We start from the raw sequence: 15232 nt of genomic DNA on the forward strand, positions 1-15232 counted from the left end.
GAGCATGAGCGATCGACCGCTGAAGGACGAGGTACTGGAGGAGCTGGGCGAGGACCGGCTCCGGGAGATCGCCGCGCTGCTCGGTACCGGCGCCGACGAGACGCGGCAGGTCGTGGGCGGTTCCGTGGCCTCGCTCACCGGGGTGCTCACCGACGACGCGGTGACCCCCGGCGGAACGGCCGAACTGTGCCAGGCCATGGAGCAGGCGGCGAACGCGACCGAACCACTGCCCGCCGCGGCCGCCGGCTTCGCCGGGGTGCAGGGCGGCGCACAGGGCGGAAGCAACAACGGCGCCCTCGTGGCGGTCCTGGCGAAGGTCGCCGTTCCTGCGGCGCGGGCGGTGGCCAAGCGGACCGGCCTGCCGGAGAAGGCGGTCGCCGGGGCACTGGAGTCGATCATCCCGGTGGTCGCGGCGGTACTGGCCCGGCGGGCGCGCGAGAAGCGCTGACCGCCCGCGGGGCGCGGGGCCCGCAGTCCGCCCCGAGTACGGCGAAAGGGGTCCGGCTCGGCCGGACCCCTTAAGCGTTCCCCTCCCTCTGCGGGGTGTCCCGAGCCCCCTCCGGACACCGCGCCTCCCCCTCACTCAAGACCCGTACGAGGCCCCCCTCAGGGTCTTGACGCTACATAGACCCACGGGCCCGGGGGATGGTTGTACGCCCTCCGGAAGAAATTTCAAAGTTTTCCGATCACCCCTCGGAGAGCGGTTCACCGCACGTGGGCGCGGTACCTTGCGATGGTTTCGTCCAGAACGTCCCCGCCGTCACGGGCCCACAGCGCCGGGTTGAAGATCTCGACCTCGACGGGCCCGGCGAATCCGGTCGCGTCCACCTGCTCGCGGAACCCCCGCAGATCGACGCACCCGTCGCCGAGCTGCCCGCGCCCCAGCAGGACGCCCGCGGGCAGCGGGGTGATCCAGTCCGCCACCTGGAAGCAGGCGATGCGGCCGCCCTCCCCCGCCCGCGCGATACCCCGGCCGGCGAGGTCGTCCCACCACAGGTGGTAGGTGTCCACCACCACGCCGACCCGCTCGGCGGGGAAGCGCTCGGCGATGTCCAGGGCCTGGGCGAGGGTCGACACGACACAGCGGTCCGAGGCGAACATCGGGTGCAGCGGCTCGATCGCGAGCCGGACGCCCCGCTCGCCGGCGTACGGGGCGAGTTCGGCCACGGCGTCGGCGACCCGTTCGCGCGCGGCGGCGAGATCGCGTTCCCCGGCCGGGAGGCCGCCGGAGACCAGCACGAGCGTGCCGGTGCCCAGCGCCGCGGCCTCGTCCACCGCCGCGCGGTTGTCGGCGAGCGCGGCGGCCCGCTCACCGGGGTCGGAGGCGGTGAAGAAGCCGCCGCGGCACAGCGAGGTGACCGTGAGCCCCGCGTCGCGGACGAGCTTCGCGGCGGCCTCCACACCGAAGTCGCGGACCGGCCCGCGCCACAGGCCGACGCCCGGCACGCCGCGGGCGGCGAGGCCGTCGACCAGTTCGGGAAGGGCGAGTTGGCGCACAGTCTCCTGGTTGACGCTGAGCCGCGCGAGATCGTCCGGGACGCGATTGTCAGTACCCACTGTCACACTTCGTACACAGAGAGCAAGTTCCGCATGCGGGACGCGGCGAGCGCCGGGTCGAGGAACAGGCCGAGGCGGTCGGCCAGTTCGTACGCGCGGGCCAGATGGGGAAGGGGGCGGGCCGAGTGCAGACCGTCGAGCATCGTGAAGTGCGACTGGTGGCCGGCGAGCCAGGCGAGCAGGACGACACCGGTCTTGTAGTGGCGGGTGGGCGGCCCGAACAGGTGCCGGGCCAGCTCGACCGTCGGGTCGAGCAGCGAGCGGAAGGCGGCGGTGTCACCGGAGTCCAGCGCGCGGAGGGCGCCGGCGGCCAGGGGCGCGAGCGGGTCGAGGACACCGAGCAGGGCGTGGCTGTGGCCCTGCTCGTCCCCGGCGATCAGCTCGGGGTAGTGGAAGTCGTCGCCGGTGTAGCACCGCACGCCGTCCGGGAGAAGGCGGCGCAGCCCGATCTCGCGCTCCGCGTCCAGCAGGGAGATCTTGACCCCGTCGACCGTGCCGGGGTGCGCCGCGACCAGCTCCAGGAAGGTGTGGGTGGCGGCGTCCAGGGCGGTGCTTCCCCAGTAGCCCTCCAGCGCGGGGTCGAACATCGGCCCGAGCCAGTGCAGGACGACGGGTCGCGCGGACTGCCGCAGGAGATGGCCGTACACCTCCAGATAGTCCTCGGGCCCCTTGGCGACCGCGGCAAGGGCGCGGGAGGCCATCAGCACGGGCTGCCCGCCGGCGTCCTCGACGAGCGCGAGCTGCTCCTCGTACGCCCTGCGGACGTCGTCCAGGCTGTAGGGATAGCCGATCTCGGTCACGGGCAGCTGGTCGGTGCCCACGCCGCACACGATGCGGCCGCCCATGGCCCGGGCCTCCGCGCAGGAACGGCGCGTCAACTCGGCCGCGGCCGGCCAGTCCAGGCCCGATCCGCGCTGCGCGGTGTCCATCGCCTCCGCCACCCCCAGTCCGTGGGACCACAGGTGGCGGCGGAAGGCGAGGGTCGCATCCCAGTCGACGGCCGCCGGCAGACCGGGGGCGGTGCGGAACGGGTCCGCGACGACGTGCGCCGCCGCGTACACGACGCGGCTGCGCGGCGCGGCGCCGTCGGCAGGTGCGGAGAAGTGGACCGCCGGCTCGGTGCGCGGCCGGTACGGCCGCAACTCCCCCGAGGCGTCGGGGAGACGGATGGTCGTCACAGGGTCAGCTCCGGTACGTCGGGACGGCGGGCCGTGGTCGGGGATCCGAGGGCGGGCTCTGTCGGTACGGCACGTTCGGCGCGTTGCGCCCCGTGGGCGCCGGCGGCCGGATCACGGGGCGAGGGCTCGTCGGGGAGGACGTGGCGCGGGAAGAATTCCCACTGCGGCCGGAAACCACGCACACCGGGCTTCCGGATCGGTTCCGGGGCGCGGCGGCGGTGCCGCGTGGGCCGGTTGCGCGGGCCGTCCTGGACGACGTGGTGCGGGCCGCCGGCGGCCGTGACCGGGCGGGCCGGTCGCGGTGAGCCCGTCGGCCCGGTGGCGGCCGGATGCCTCCTGCGGACATGCCGGCCCGCCGCGACGCCCACGGGAACCACCGCCCGGCGAACGGCGGTTGCCCGCACGGCGGAGCAGCGGCCGGCGGCCGGGCCGGCGGGCACCGCGTCGGGACCGGTGGGGACCGGAGCGGGGTCCGGGCCGGGCCGTCCGGCGAAGGCGCGCTCCGGCCGTGGAGTGCCGCTGCCGCCGGAACGGCCCCGCCCGCGCGCGGCGAGGACCGTGCGGACGCGACGCCGGCGGCAGCCCGCGCGGCCGGTGACGCCGTTCATGGTGATCCGAACTGCCTTGCGTGACACGGCAGTTCCTCTCTTCGGCGGCGGCGCGCCGAGGGGTGGCAATGACAGCAAGCGCTTTCCCGGGCCTCACGCTAGCCATCGCCACGACAATCGACAAGAAGCACCACCTTCTGACAGACAGCGCTTTCTGCCCTCCGGGCCGGGACGGACCCCCTCCCCGAGGGCCCCCGGGATGAGAACATGTGCGGCCACGGGCCGAGGGCCCGAAACGGACCGAACCGGAGGAAGCAGAAGCATGGCAGTGACCCTGGCCGACGTCGCGGCGCACGCCGGAGTGTCCGCCGCAACCGTGTCGCGCGTGCTGAACGGCAACTACCCGGTCGCCGGGAACACCCGCGAGCGCGTCCTTCGGGCCGTGGACGACCTGGACTACGTCGTCAACGGCCATGCCCGCGCGCTCGCCGCCGCCACCTCCGACCTCGTCGGCGTGCTCGTCAACGACGTCGCCGACCCCTTCTTCGGTCTGATCGCCAGTGCCGTGCAGAGCGAGATCAGCGGCGGCCCGGAGACCCCGGCCGGGATGCCGGCGGGCGCCGGGAAGCTCGCCGTCGTCTGCAACACCGGCGGCTCGCCCGAGGCGGAGCTCAACTACCTCACCCTGCTGGCACGGCAGCGCGCGGCCGGGGTGGTGCTCACCGGCGGCGCCGTGGAGGGCACCGAGCACTCCGCGGCCGTCGCCGGCCGGCTCGCCCGGCTCGCCGCATCGGGCACACGGATCGTGCTGTGCGGCCGGCCCCCGCTGCCCGGACTCGCCGCGCTCCCCGGCTCCGCGGGAGACGCCGTCGTGACCGTGGCCTTCGACAACCGCGGCGGCGCCCAGCGCCTCACCGAGCACCTGCTCGCCCTCGGCCACCGCACCATCGGCTATGTCGCGGGCCCCGCCGAACGGACCACCACGCGGCACCGGATCGAGGGCCACCGCGCCGCCCTCGCGGACGCGGGCCTCGCCGGCTCCGCCGCGGAGCTCGACCGCCTCACGGTGCACGGCTACTACGACCGCTCCTCCGGCTACGACGCCGCCCACGAACTGCTGCGCCGCGAGCCCCGTCTCACCGCGGTCCTCGCCGCCAACGACAGTGTCGCCCTGGGCGTCTGCGCCGCCCTGCGCGAACGCGGACTGCGCATCCCGGAGGACGTCTCGGTGGCCGGTTACGACGACCTGCCGTTCAGCGCCGACGCCTCACCCGCGCTCACCACCGTGCGGATCCCGCTCCAGGAGGCCGGGGTCCGTGCCGGACGTCTGGTGATGGGACGTCAGGTGCCGCCGCCCGGGGGGCTCGCGACCGTTCGCACGGAACTCATGGTGCGGGCCTCCACCGCGCCGCCGCGGCAGGACGCGTAGCGGGCCCGGAACGGAGACGCGGCGGCACACCGCGCGGCCCTGGCGGAGTGCCCCACGGCGGAATATTTTTGACTGAGTCAAAGGATTTCCCCGGGAGAGGCACAAGGACCGTGACCGTTCAGGAGATCAGGGCGTTCAACCGCTTCTACACCAACCTCGTCGGGGCGCTGGACTACAGCCGCCATCTGCACACCCCCTACACGCTCACCGAGGCCCGCGTCCTGTACGAACTCGCCCACGCCGACGGGCTCGACGCCGCCGATCTGCGGGCGGCGCTGTCCGTCGACGCCGGGCAGCTCAGCCGGATGCTCGCGGCCTTCGAGCAGCGCGGGCTGGTGACCCGGACCGCCTCGGAACGGGACGCCCGGCGGCAGCGGGTGGACCTGACACCGGACGGCCGGGCGGCCGCCGGGCTGCTGGAGGAACGGTCCCGGGACGCCGTCGCGTCCATGGTCGGCGGCCTGGCCCCGCGCGACCGCGAACGGCTGACCGGCGCCATGCGCACGGTCCGCGAGGTCCTGGGCGGAGCCGCCGCCCCCGAGTCCGCCACCGGGCCCGTCCAGGCCGCCGGACGGGTCCGGCTGCGCGGGCTGCGCCCCGGCGACCTGGGCTGGGTGGTGCAGCGCAACGCGGAGGTCTACGCCGAGGAGTTCGGCTGGAACGCCGAGTACGAGACGCTCGTCGCCCGGATCGTCGCCGACGGCCACGAGCGCGCCTGGATCGCCGAACTGGACGGCGAACGCGCCGGCTGCGTCTTCTGCGTGCCGGGCGAGCAACCCGGCACGGCCCGGCTGCGCCTGCTGCTGGTGGACCCCTCCGCCCGCGGCCACGGCATCGGCCGGGACCTGGTCGACGCCTGCGTCCGGTACGCCCGCGAGACCGGCAGGAGCGAGCTGGTGCTGTGGACGAACGACGTCCTGACCTCGGCCCGCCGGATCTACCAGGCGGCCGGATTCGAGCTGACCGGGCAGAAGCCGCACCACAGCTTCGGCAAGGATCTCGTCGGGCAGGACTGGCGACTGGTGCTGTAACGTCCGGAAAGTGAAGCTCGCGTTCTCGACCCTGGGCGTGCCCGGGCTGCCCATGGCGGACGTGGCCCGGCTGGCGGCCGGGCACGGCTGGCACGGTGTGGAGCTGCGGGCCGGTCACGACGAGCCGGTGCACGCCGGCCTGACGGAGCGCGAGCGGGCCGCGGTGCGCGGGGAGTTCCGGTCCGCCGGGGTCGACGTCGTCGCGGTCGCCTCTTATGTCCAGGTGGCCGCTCCGGGCGAGGACGAGCCCGTACTGCGCGGGCTGCGCGACCACATGCGGCTCGCCGCCGGCCTCGGGGCCCCGCACCTGCGGGTGTTCCCGGGCGCGGGGAACGGGTCGCAGCCGGACGACGCGGACACCCGCGCGGCCCGCCGCCTGGCCGCCGTGGCGTCGGAGGCGTCGGACCTGGGCGTTCGGCTGCTGCTGGAGACCCACGACTCGCACCGCACCGGCGCGGACGTGGCCCGGGTCCTGGGACTGGTGGGCCATCACAGCGCGGGCGCCCTCTGGGACGTGCTGCACCCGTGGCTCGGTGGGGAGCAGCCGGAGCACACCTACCCGGTGCTCGCGCCGTATCTGGGCTATGTGCAGGTCAAGGACGTCTCCTCGGCGCAGGACACCACCCCGGTGCCGCTCGGCCGCGGGGCCGTGCCGCTCGCCGGGACGGTGGAGGTGCTCAGCCGGGCGGGCTGGGACGGCTGGCTGTGCTGGGAGTACGAGCGCCGCTGGTTCCCGCAGGTGCGGGCGCTGCCGGAGCTGCTGTCGCGGGGCCGTTCCCATCTGCTGAGGTTGCTCGGCGAGTCGGCCTGATCCGCCCGCCGCTCGCACGGGGGGCGGCACGAGCACGAGGCGCGCGTCACATCGTCCCGGCGGCGGGCGCCGTATCCTGCGGTTCCGGCGACTCTTCAGCAACCGCACCTGTCGCCGGGCGATCGGATTCACGATCTCTGAACGATGGGGTGAACGGATGCTGGACCTGGCCCGGCTGCGCGCACTGCACGCGGTGCATGTGCACGGCTCCGTCGGCGCGGCGGCGACCGCCCTCGGCTACACCGCCTCCGCGGTCTCGCAGCAGATCACGAAGCTGGAGCGGGAGACCCGCACCACCCTGCTGGAACGGCAGGGCCGCGGGGTGGCGCTGACCGAGGCGGCACAACTGCTGGCCGAGACCGCGCAGGAGCTGATGGCCATCGTCGAGCGGGCCGAGGTCGCCCTGGAGGAGCGGCGCGGCAGGCCCACCGGCCGGCTGACCACGGTCGCCTTCCCCACCGCCGCGCGCGGGCTGCTGCCGGGCGTGCTCGCCGAACTGGCGGCGGCCCACCCGTCGCTGGAGCTGCGGCTGCTGGAGGAGGGCGCGCACCTGGCCGTCGACCTGGTCGCGCGCGGCGTGGTCGACCTGGCCGTGGTGCACGACTGGGACATCGCGCCGCTGCCCTCCCCCGAGGGGCTGGAGCGGGTGGAGGTCGGCGAGGACCACTGCGACATCCTGGTGCCCGCCGCGCATCCCCTGGCGGCCCGCGGCCCCCTGGCCCGCGAGGACCTCGTCGACCGGCGGTGGATCTGCCAGCCGCCGGGGCACGTCTGCCACGAGTGGCTGGTGCGGACCTTGCGGGAACTGGGCAGCGAGCCCGACCTCGCGTTCCAGGTCGCCGAGTACCAGACGCAGCTGGAGCTGGTGGCCGCCGGACTCGGGATCGCGCTGGTGCCGCGGCTGGGGCGTGGGCCGGTGCCGGCGGGCGTGGCCGTGGTGCCACTGGAGCCGGCGCCGGTGCGGCGGCTGTACGCCTTGTGGCGCACGGGGGCGTCACGGCGTCCCGCCATCAGTGAGACGGTCCGCGTGTTGCGGGAGCACTACCCGCGGGTCGTTGCCCGACCATAGGCGGATGTCCTCCACACGCAGGGAACCGTTCCGGGCCGCGTCCCGTCCAACCCACGTGCTGCTGGTGAGTCTCCGCAAAGCGGTGTCGGTCACGCTGCTGGCTGCGTCGCTGACAACCCTCTCCGCCGCCTGCGGCCGGCAGCAGTCCGCCACCGGTGCGCCCCCCTCCGAGAGCGCCGGTGGCGGCCCCGCGTCGTCCGCCATCGTCACGCCGACGTCGGATCCCAAGCCCCCCGCCTCCACCTCCACTTCCGCCCCCCCTTCGGTTCCGGTCGCCCCCTCGGCGCCCCGCCAGGGCGGGATCGCCTCGCACCGGGTGTACTTCTCGTCGTCCGTCCGGGCCCCGTCGCTGCACACGGTGCTGAACGACGAACGCGACGCGGGCCGGTTCCCGGGGTGGTTCGCCGCGTCGGACCCCGCGGTGGGCGCGGAGATCGGCAAGCGGGCCGCCGCCACGGACTTCTCGCGCTATGTGCTGGTCGCCTGGAACCGTACGACCGGGTGCAGCGCCGCCACGGACGCACAGCTGTTCCGCAGCGGCGACCGGCTGGTGCTCGGGCTCGTCCAGCCGCCTCCGCCGCCGGAGTGCTTCGCGGCCCACCAGGTCGTCACCGTCTTCGAGGTGCCCCGCGACCGGATGCCCGCGCATCCGCGGTTCGCCCAGGAGCCCAGCCCGCAGCCCGACCCGGCCGGACCGGGCCGGACGGTGGCCTTCGGCCGGCTGGACGGCGGGGAACGCGCGCCCGGCGCCCGGAACGCCGAGGTGACGTCGGGCCGGCAGCTCGACGCCTTCCTCGCCACGCTCTCCCCCAAGGACGCCAGGACCGTGCGCAAGCAGCTGGCGGGCCACCCGTCGCGGCCGGGCGAGCGGCGCTTCGCGTTCGTGATGACGGGCTGCCGGCCGACCGGGGCCTGGCTGATGATCGACCGTCAGGAGCTCTCGGCCGTCACGACCGGGGACGAGACGATCCGCTGCATCCAGGCGCAGCGCTGGGTTGCGGTCCTGGCGGTGCCGTCCTCGTTGGTGCCGGTACGAGCACGCCTCATTGACTGACAATAACTTTCCGGCTAAGCGTGTCTGCTTGAAGGTTTCTTTCAGTGGCACCTTCGGTGTGTCCAGCCTCCTCCTGCCGGAAGGAGTCCGTCATGCACAGCCCTCCCCGTCCGTCCCGCCGTGCCCTCCTCGGCACCGCCGCGGCCGCCTCCACCGCCCTCGCCCTCGGCGTCCCGGGCACCGCGAGCGCGGCCGCGGCGAACGACCGCAGACGCGTCCGCGCGCTCATCGACCGGATGAGCATCGAGGAGAAGATCGGCCAGCTCTTCGTGATGCGGGTGTACGGCCACTCGGCCACCGCGCCCGACCCCGCCGACGCGGCCGCCAACCAGGCCGAGATCGGCGTCTCCAGTGCCGCCGAACTCATCGCCAAGTACCACGTCGGCGGCATCATCTACTTCGCGTGGGCCCACAACACCCGTGACCCGCACCAGATCGCCGACCTGTCCAACGGCATCCAGCGCGCCTCGCGTATCCCGGTGCTGATCTCCACCGACCAGGAGCACGGCGCGGTCACCCGCGTCGGCTCGCCCGCCACGCTCTTCCCCGGCGGGATGGCGCTCGGCGCCGCCGGGAGCGTCCGCGACGCGCGCACCGCCGCCGCCGTCGCGGGCGCCGAACTGGCGGCCATGGGCATCAACCAGGACTACGCGCCGGTCGCCGACGTCAACGTCAACCCCGCCAACCCGGTCATCGGCGTACGGTCCTTCGGTGCCGACCCCAAGGCCGTCGCCGCGCTCGTGGCCGCCCAGGTGGCGGGCTATCAGGGCGCCGGGGTCGTCGCCACCGCCAAGCACTTCCCCGGACACGGCGACACCGGCACCGACAGCCACTTCGAACTGCCGGTCATCACGCACTCCCTGGAGGAGTGGCGGCGCCTGGACGCACCGCCGTTCCGCGCGGCCGTCGCCGCCGGCATCGACTCGATCATGACCGCGCACATCCTGGTGCCCGCCCTCGACGACTCCGGCGACCCCGCCACCTTGTCCCGGGCGATCCTGACCGGCATCCTCCGCGAGGAGATGGGCTACGACGGCGTGGTCGTCACCGACGCCCTCGGCATGGAAGGAGTGCGCCAGAAGTACGGGGACGACCGCGTCCCCGTCCTCGCCCTCAAGGCGGGCGTCGACCAACTGCTCAACCCGCCGCTGCTGGAGACCGCCTGGCAGGGCGTGCTGTCCGCGGTGCGCTCCGGAGAGCTGACCGAGGAGCGCATCGAACGCTCGGTGGAGCGCATCCTGACCCTCAAGGCCCGCCGGGGCCTGCTGGACGACCCGTACGTCACCCACCGCGGCGTGGACAGGGCCGTCGGCACCCGCGCCCACCTCGCCGCCGCCGACCGGATCACCGACGGCACCGTCACGCTGCTGGCCAACAACGGCGTGCTGCCGCTGGCCGCCCGGCGCCGGCTGCTGGTGGCCGGAGCCGATCCGGCGGCGCCCTCGGGCACCGGCGGGCCGCCGACCACCGTGCTGGCGGCCGCGCTCACCGCGCTCGGGCACCACGCCGAGGCGTTGTCCACCGGGGCCGCGCCCGACCAGGCGGCGATCGACCGGGCGGTGGCCGCCGCGCGCGGCACCGACGCGGTGGTCGTGGCCACGTACAACGTCGGCTCCGCCGCGGACCGCCAGATCGCGCTGGTGCGGGCGCTGGCCGCCACCGGTGTGCCGGTGGTGCAGGTCGCGATCCGCAACCCGTACGACGTCGCGCGGCTGGACGGGACGGCGGCGGCACTGGCCACCTACGGGTGGACCGACGTGTCCCTGCGCGCGGCGGCCCGGGTGCTGGCGGGCCGGGTGCGGCCGCGCGGGAAGCTGCCGGTGGCGGTGGTCCGGGCGGACGACCCGGCGCGGGACCTCTATCCCGTCGGGTGGGGTCTGGGGTACTGACAGGGAGCGCGCACGGCGGCCCCTCCCGGAACCGGGCCCGACCCCTTATCCTCCCCAAAGGGGGGCACCGTCGCCCGGGGGAAGTGGTGGGGGGCCGCCGTGCGTATTCAGACGATCTCGGGTCAACTGCTCGGCGCGGCCTGGCTGCTCGCCGTTCTGCTGGCGTCCTGCACGCCGGGCCCGGGCGGGACCGGCAGCAGCGCCGCCGGACCGAGCCTGACACCGACCACGCAGGACGGGGTCTTCCTCGCCCAGGACGAGTGCGCGACCAGCGACCCGGTCGGTTCCTACCGCGAGATCGCCTGCGACGACCCGGCCGCCCTGGCCCGGGTGGTCACCCGGCTGTACGGGCTGCTGCCCGCCTCGCCGTCGCCCTCGTCGAAGAACGCCGCACGGCCGGGCGACCGCTGCCCGGCGACCACCGACTTCCTGCTGACCGTCAGCGCCGCCCGGCCGCAGGGCTATGCCTGCATGCGCAATCTCATGGCCCCTCACCCGGGCGACCCGGGCGAGGGCGGGGGACCGCAGACCGTCGCGGGCGACTGCGTGTACACCTCGCGGCGGGGCGAGGTGAAGGAGACCCCCTGCGACGGTTCCACCACCCACAAGCCGCAGTACCAGGTCACCCGCCTCGCCGCCAGCCGCGCCGCCTGCCCGAAGGACACGGTGCTGTTCGTCCGGGTGGGCGGCGGGCCCGACGGCGTGGGGTGCGCCCGCCGGCTCTGACGCGCGCCCCGGCCGGGCCCGCGGGCAGCCCGCACCGGTCGGCACGGACCGCCCGCGCCGGCGTCAGGCCGCGGCCTCGCTGTTCTCGTCCTCGCCGACGAAGGTGCGCCACAGCGCGGCGTACCGGCCGTCGGCGGCGAGCAGTTGCTCGTGCGTACCGTCCTCGACGACGCGGCCGTGGTCCATGACGACGACCCGCTCGGCGCGGGCCGCGGTGGTCAGCCGGTGGGCCACCACCAAGGTGGTGCGGCGCACCGCGAGCCGGTCGGCGGCCTGGTTGACCAGGGCCTCGGTGGCCAGGTCCAGGGCGGCGGTCGCCTCGTCGAGCAGCAGGACGTCCGGGTCGACCAGTTCGGCTCGGGCCAGGGCTATGAGCTGACGCTGTCCGGCCGAGAGGTTGCGCCCGCGCTCGGAGACGGTGTGCAGATAGCCGCCGTCGAGCGTGGCGATCATCTCGTGGGCGCCGACGGCACGCGCGGCGGCCTCCACCTCGGCGTCGCTGGCGTCCATGCGCCCGTAGGCGATGGCGTCGCGGACGGTGCCCTCGAAGAGGTACGCCTCCTGCGGGACGACGCCGAGCCGCTGCCGGTAGCCGGTCAGGTCGAGTTCGCGGAGGTCCTGGCCGTCGACGAGGACCGCGCCGGAGGTGGGGTCGTAGAACCGGGCGACCATCTTGACCAGGGTGGACTTGCCCGCACCGGTCTCGCCGACGAAGGCGACGGTCTGCCCGGCGGGTATCCGCAGTTCGATGCCGGCCAGCGCCTCGGCGGCGTCCTTCGCGTAGCGGAAGTGCACGTCGCGGAAGGTGATCTCCCCGCTCAGCCGGCCCACCTCGCGCGGGGTCTCGGCGGCCGGGGTCGTCGTCGGGGTGCGCAGCAGTTCGCGGATGCGGCCGAGGGACACCGAGGCCTGCTGGTAGCCGTCGAAGACCTGGGAGAGCTGCTGCACGGGGGAGAAGAACAGATCGATGTAGAGCAGGTACGCCACCAGCGCGCCGGCGGTGAGGGTGCCCGCGCCGATCCGGTGCGCGCCCACGATCAGCACCAGGGCCGCGGCCACGCTGGACAGCAGTTGCACGAAGGGGAAGTAGACGGAGATCAGCCACTGCCCGCGCACCCGCGCCTGGCGGTAGGCGTCGCTGCGGCCGGCGAACCGCTTCGCTCCGCCGCGCTCGCCGCGGAAGGCCTGGACGACGCGAAGCCCGGCGACGTGCTCCTGGAGGTCGGCGTTGACGACGCTGACGCGCTCGCGGGCCAGTTCGTACGCCTTGACCGACCTGCGGCGGAACACCCATGTGGCCACCAGCAGCACGGGCAGCGTGGCGAAGACGATCAGGGCCAGCTCCACGTCGATCACGAGGAGCGCCACCAGGATGCCGAGGAAGGTGAGCAGGCTGACCAGGGCGGTGACCAGGCCGGTCTGCAGGAACGTCGACAGGGCGTCGACGTCGGTGGTCATCCGCGTCATGATCCGGCCGCTCAGCTCGCGCTCGTAGTAGTCGAGCCCGAGCCGGTGCAGGTGCGCGAAGATCTTCACGCGGAGCGTGTAGAGCACGCGCTCGCCGGTCCGGCCGGTGAGGCGGGTGGATCCCCACTGGGCGGCCCACTGCGCGGCGACGACGGCGAGGCCGAGCAGCGAGGCGGCCCAGACCGCGCCGAGCGCGGCCAGCCGGACGCCGGAGTCGATGCCGTGCCGGATCAGGACCGGCAGCAGCAGTCCGGCGAGCGCGTCCACGGCGACCAGCAGCAGGCTGAGGATCAGTGGCCCGCGGAAGCCGCGCAGCATGCTGCGCAGGCCGAAGTCCTTGTCGACGTCCGCGGCGGCCTTCTCGTCGACGTCCGGGACGTCGTCGGCCGGCGGCAGCGCCGCGACCTGGGCGAGGAGTTCGGGTGTGGCGGGCATGCCGGCCATGGCCGAGGCCATGCTGCCGGGGCCGCCCCGGGCGGCCGCCGCCGCCGCGGGAGCCGCGCCCCCGCGGTCGGGTGTCTCGTCGCGGTGGCGGCGGTCCTCGGGCCACAGCTCCGGGGTGACGCCGCCGGCCGGGGGCGCGGCCGGGGCGGCGGGGCGGTCGAGCAGACCGGTGATCGCGCCCTCGCCCGGCCACGGGGGCGCGGCGGCGATCTCGCCGGCCGGGTCGTGGGTCACGACGTCGGCGCCGAGTTCGTCGGGGTCGGTCAGCAGCCGCCGGTACAGCGCGCAGCGGTCCTGCAGTTCGTCGTGGGTGCCGATGTCGACCAGCCGGCCGGCCTCCAGGACGGCGATGCGGTCGGCGAGCGCGAGGGTGGAGCGGCGGTGCGCGATCAGCAGGGTGGTGCGGCCCGCCATGACCTGGCGCAGGGCGTCGTGGATCTCGGCCTCGACGCGGGCGTCGACGGCGGAGGTCGCGTCGTCCAGCACGAGCAGCCGGGGGTCGGTGAGGATCGCGCGGGCGAGCGCCACGCGCTGGCGCTGGCCGCCGGAGAGGGTCAGGCCCTGTTCGCCGACCACGGTGTCGTAGCCCTGCGGCAGGGCCGAGATGAACTCGTGGGCCTGTGCGTGCCGGGTCGCGGCGAGGATCTGCTCGTCGGTGGCGTCGGGGTGGCCGTAGGCGATGTTGGCGCGCACGGTGTCGGAGAACAGGAAGCTGTCCTCGGGCACGAGGCCTATCGCGTCGCGCAGCGAGTCGAAGGTCAGCTCGCGCACGTCCTCGCCGCCGACGCGCACCGCGCCGCCCGTGACGTCGTAGAAGCGCGGCAGCAGCAGCGAGACGGTGGACTTGCCGCTGCCGGAGGCGCCGACGACCGCCACGGTCTCGCCGGGCGCGACGCTGAGGGAGAAGTCGTCCAGCACCGGGCGTGCCGGGTCGTAGCCGAAGCTCACATGGTCGAACTCGACGGTGGCCGCGGCCTCGCGGGGCAGTTCGCGCGACCCTTCGCGCAGGCTGGGCCGGGTGTCGATGAGTTCGGTGACGCGCTCGACGCCGGCCCGGGCCTGCTGGCCGACGGTCAGCATCACGGTGAGCATCCGCACCGGGCCGGTGAGCTGCGCGAGGTAGGTGGAGAAGGCGACGAAGGTGCCGAGCGTGATCTGGCCGCGCACCGCCATCCAGCCGCCGAGCGCGAGCATGCCGACCTGGCCGAGGGAGGGAACGGCCTGGAGCGCCGGGCTGTAGCGCGCGGTGAGGCGGATCGTGCGCAGCCGGCCGGCGAACAGCCGCTCGCTGACCGCGCGCATCTTGGACATCTCCTGCTGCTCCTGGCCGAAGCCCTTGACCACGCGGACGCCCGTGACCGAGCCGTCGACGATGCCGGCGACGGCCGCCGCCTGCCCCTGGGCGTACCAGGTGGCGGGGAACAGGGTGCGCCGGCTGCGGTCGGCCAGGAACCACAGGGCGGGCGCGACGGCCAGCGCGATCACCGTCAGCAGGGGCGAGAGCACCAGCATGACGACGAGCGAGAGCAGGAACAGCAGGACGTTGCCGATCATCATCGGGGCCATGAAGAGCAGGCCCTGGATGAGCTGGAGGTCACTGGTGGCCCGGCCGACGACCTGGCCGGTGTTGAGCTCGTCCTGGCGCACGCCGTCGAGCCGGGTGAGCGAGTGGAACATCTCCGTGCGCATGTCGTGCTGCACGTCGAGGGCGAGCCGGCCGCCGTAGAAGCGCCGCACGAAGGTCAGCACGTACACCACGACGGCGGCGGCTATGAGCACGGCCGCCCAGGGCGCGAGCGGCTTGTCGTGCTTGACGATCACGTCATCGATGATGATCTTGGGCACGAGCGGCACCAGGGCCATCACCGCCATGCCGCCGAGCGACGAGCCGAGCGCGAGCAGGACGTTCCGCCGGTACCGCCAGGTGTAACCCGTCAGCCGGCGCAACCATCCCGGCCCGGCCGCACCGCTCTTCTGCCCGCCGTCCCTTGCCGCCACCACGGTCCTCTCGTCGGTTCTTCTCCGCCGG

General features: G+C 74.4%; 12 protein-coding genes. 8 read left to right on the top strand and 4 right to left on the bottom strand.

All coding sequences use genetic code 11. From position 1 onward, the window contains the following. Positions 1 to 4 precede the first annotated feature (4 nt). Positions 5 to 448 carry a DUF937 domain-containing protein gene (locus ABZ883_RS14380; RefSeq protein WP_360905927.1) on the top strand — a complete coding sequence of 148 codons (444 nt, stop codon included), beginning with the start codon at positions 5 to 7 and terminating at the stop codon, positions 446 to 448. Between the two features lie 257 nt (positions 449 to 705). On the opposite strand, the gene ABZ883_RS14385 is transcribed toward ABZ883_RS14380, so the two are convergent. Genes ABZ883_RS14385 through ABZ883_RS14395 form a run of 3 tightly spaced genes read right to left on the bottom strand, consistent with a single transcriptional unit; the run spans position 706 to position 3370 of the window. Next, on the bottom strand, positions 706 to 1557 hold the full coding sequence (locus tag ABZ883_RS14385) for a sugar phosphate isomerase/epimerase family protein (RefSeq protein WP_360905928.1): 852 nt from the start codon (positions 1555 to 1557) through the stop codon (positions 706 to 708). Positions 1558 to 1559: 2 nt separating this feature from the next. Next, the gene (locus ABZ883_RS14390) at positions 1560 to 2735 is read right to left on the bottom strand and encodes a dihydrodipicolinate synthase family protein (protein ID WP_360905929.1); all 1176 of its coding nucleotides are present in this window, start codon (positions 2733 to 2735) and stop codon (positions 1560 to 1562) included. Then, the gene (locus tag ABZ883_RS14395) at positions 2732 to 3370 is read right to left on the bottom strand and encodes a hypothetical protein (RefSeq protein ID WP_360905930.1); all 639 of its coding nucleotides are present in this window, start codon (positions 3368 to 3370) and stop codon (positions 2732 to 2734) included. The genes ABZ883_RS14390 and ABZ883_RS14395 overlap by 4 nt, the downstream gene beginning before the upstream one ends. A gap of 235 nt (positions 3371 to 3605) precedes the next feature. Here ABZ883_RS14395 and ABZ883_RS14400 point away from each other — a divergent pair, with 235 nt between their 5' ends. From ABZ883_RS14400 to ABZ883_RS14430, 7 genes are all read left to right on the top strand, one after another. After that, positions 3606 to 4712: a LacI family DNA-binding transcriptional regulator gene (locus tag ABZ883_RS14400; protein WP_360905931.1), complete on the top strand. Its 1107-nt coding sequence runs from the start codon at positions 3606 to 3608 to the stop codon at positions 4710 to 4712. 110 nt (positions 4713 to 4822) lie between these two features. After that, complete coding sequence (locus ABZ883_RS14405) at positions 4823 to 5743, top strand: helix-turn-helix domain-containing GNAT family N-acetyltransferase (protein WP_360905932.1); 921 nt, start codon at positions 4823 to 4825, stop codon at positions 5741 to 5743. A 10-nt stretch (positions 5744 to 5753) separates the two neighbouring features. After that, complete coding sequence (locus ABZ883_RS14410; protein ID WP_360905933.1) at positions 5754 to 6554, top strand: sugar phosphate isomerase/epimerase; 801 nt, start codon at positions 5754 to 5756, stop codon at positions 6552 to 6554. Positions 6555 to 6711: 157 nt separating this feature from the next. Further along, positions 6712 to 7623 carry a LysR family transcriptional regulator gene (locus tag ABZ883_RS14415; RefSeq protein ID WP_360905934.1) on the top strand — a complete coding sequence of 304 codons (912 nt, stop codon included), beginning with the start codon at positions 6712 to 6714 and terminating at the stop codon, positions 7621 to 7623. A gap of 4 nt (positions 7624 to 7627) precedes the next feature. Beyond that, positions 7628 to 8677, top strand: a complete 1050-nt coding sequence (locus ABZ883_RS14420; protein ID WP_360905935.1) for a hypothetical protein — start codon at positions 7628 to 7630, stop codon at positions 8675 to 8677. A 92-nt stretch (positions 8678 to 8769) separates the two neighbouring features. Then, positions 8770 to 10566 carry a glycoside hydrolase family 3 protein gene (locus ABZ883_RS14425; protein WP_360905936.1) on the top strand — a complete coding sequence of 599 codons (1797 nt, stop codon included), beginning with the start codon at positions 8770 to 8772 and terminating at the stop codon, positions 10564 to 10566. Between the two features lie 99 nt (positions 10567 to 10665). Further along, positions 10666 to 11292: a hypothetical protein gene (locus ABZ883_RS14430; RefSeq protein ID WP_360905937.1), complete on the top strand. Its 627-nt coding sequence runs from the start codon at positions 10666 to 10668 to the stop codon at positions 11290 to 11292. Positions 11293 to 11355: 63 nt separating this feature from the next. Here the strand turns inward: ABZ883_RS14430 and ABZ883_RS14435 are convergent, their stop codons facing one another. Next, the gene (locus ABZ883_RS14435; protein WP_360906156.1) at positions 11356 to 15201 is read right to left on the bottom strand and encodes an ABC transporter ATP-binding protein; all 3846 of its coding nucleotides are present in this window, start codon (positions 15199 to 15201) and stop codon (positions 11356 to 11358) included. Positions 15202 to 15232: the final 31 nt, after the last annotated feature.

The organism is Streptomyces sp. NPDC046977, assembly GCF_040644455.1.
GTDB lineage: Bacteria > Actinomycetota > Actinomycetes > Streptomycetales > Streptomycetaceae > Actinacidiphila.

Excerpts from the sequence above, each read along its gene's own strand:
- ABZ883_RS14420 (WP_360905935.1), top strand. The coding sequence starts at position 7,628 with ATGTCCTCCACACGCAGGGAACCGTTCCGGGCCGCGTCCCGTCCAACC.
- ABZ883_RS14400 (WP_360905931.1), top strand. The coding sequence starts at position 3,606 with ATGGCAGTGACCCTGGCCGACGTCGCGGCGCACGCCGGAGTGTCCGCC.
- ABZ883_RS14380 (WP_360905927.1), top strand. The coding sequence starts at position 5 with ATGAGCGATCGACCGCTGAAGGACGAGGTACTGGAGGAGCTGGGCGAG.
- ABZ883_RS14415 (WP_360905934.1), top strand. The coding sequence starts at position 6,712 with ATGCTGGACCTGGCCCGGCTGCGCGCACTGCACGCGGTGCATGTGCAC.
- ABZ883_RS14425 (WP_360905936.1), top strand. The coding sequence starts at position 8,770 with ATGCACAGCCCTCCCCGTCCGTCCCGCCGTGCCCTCCTCGGCACCGCC.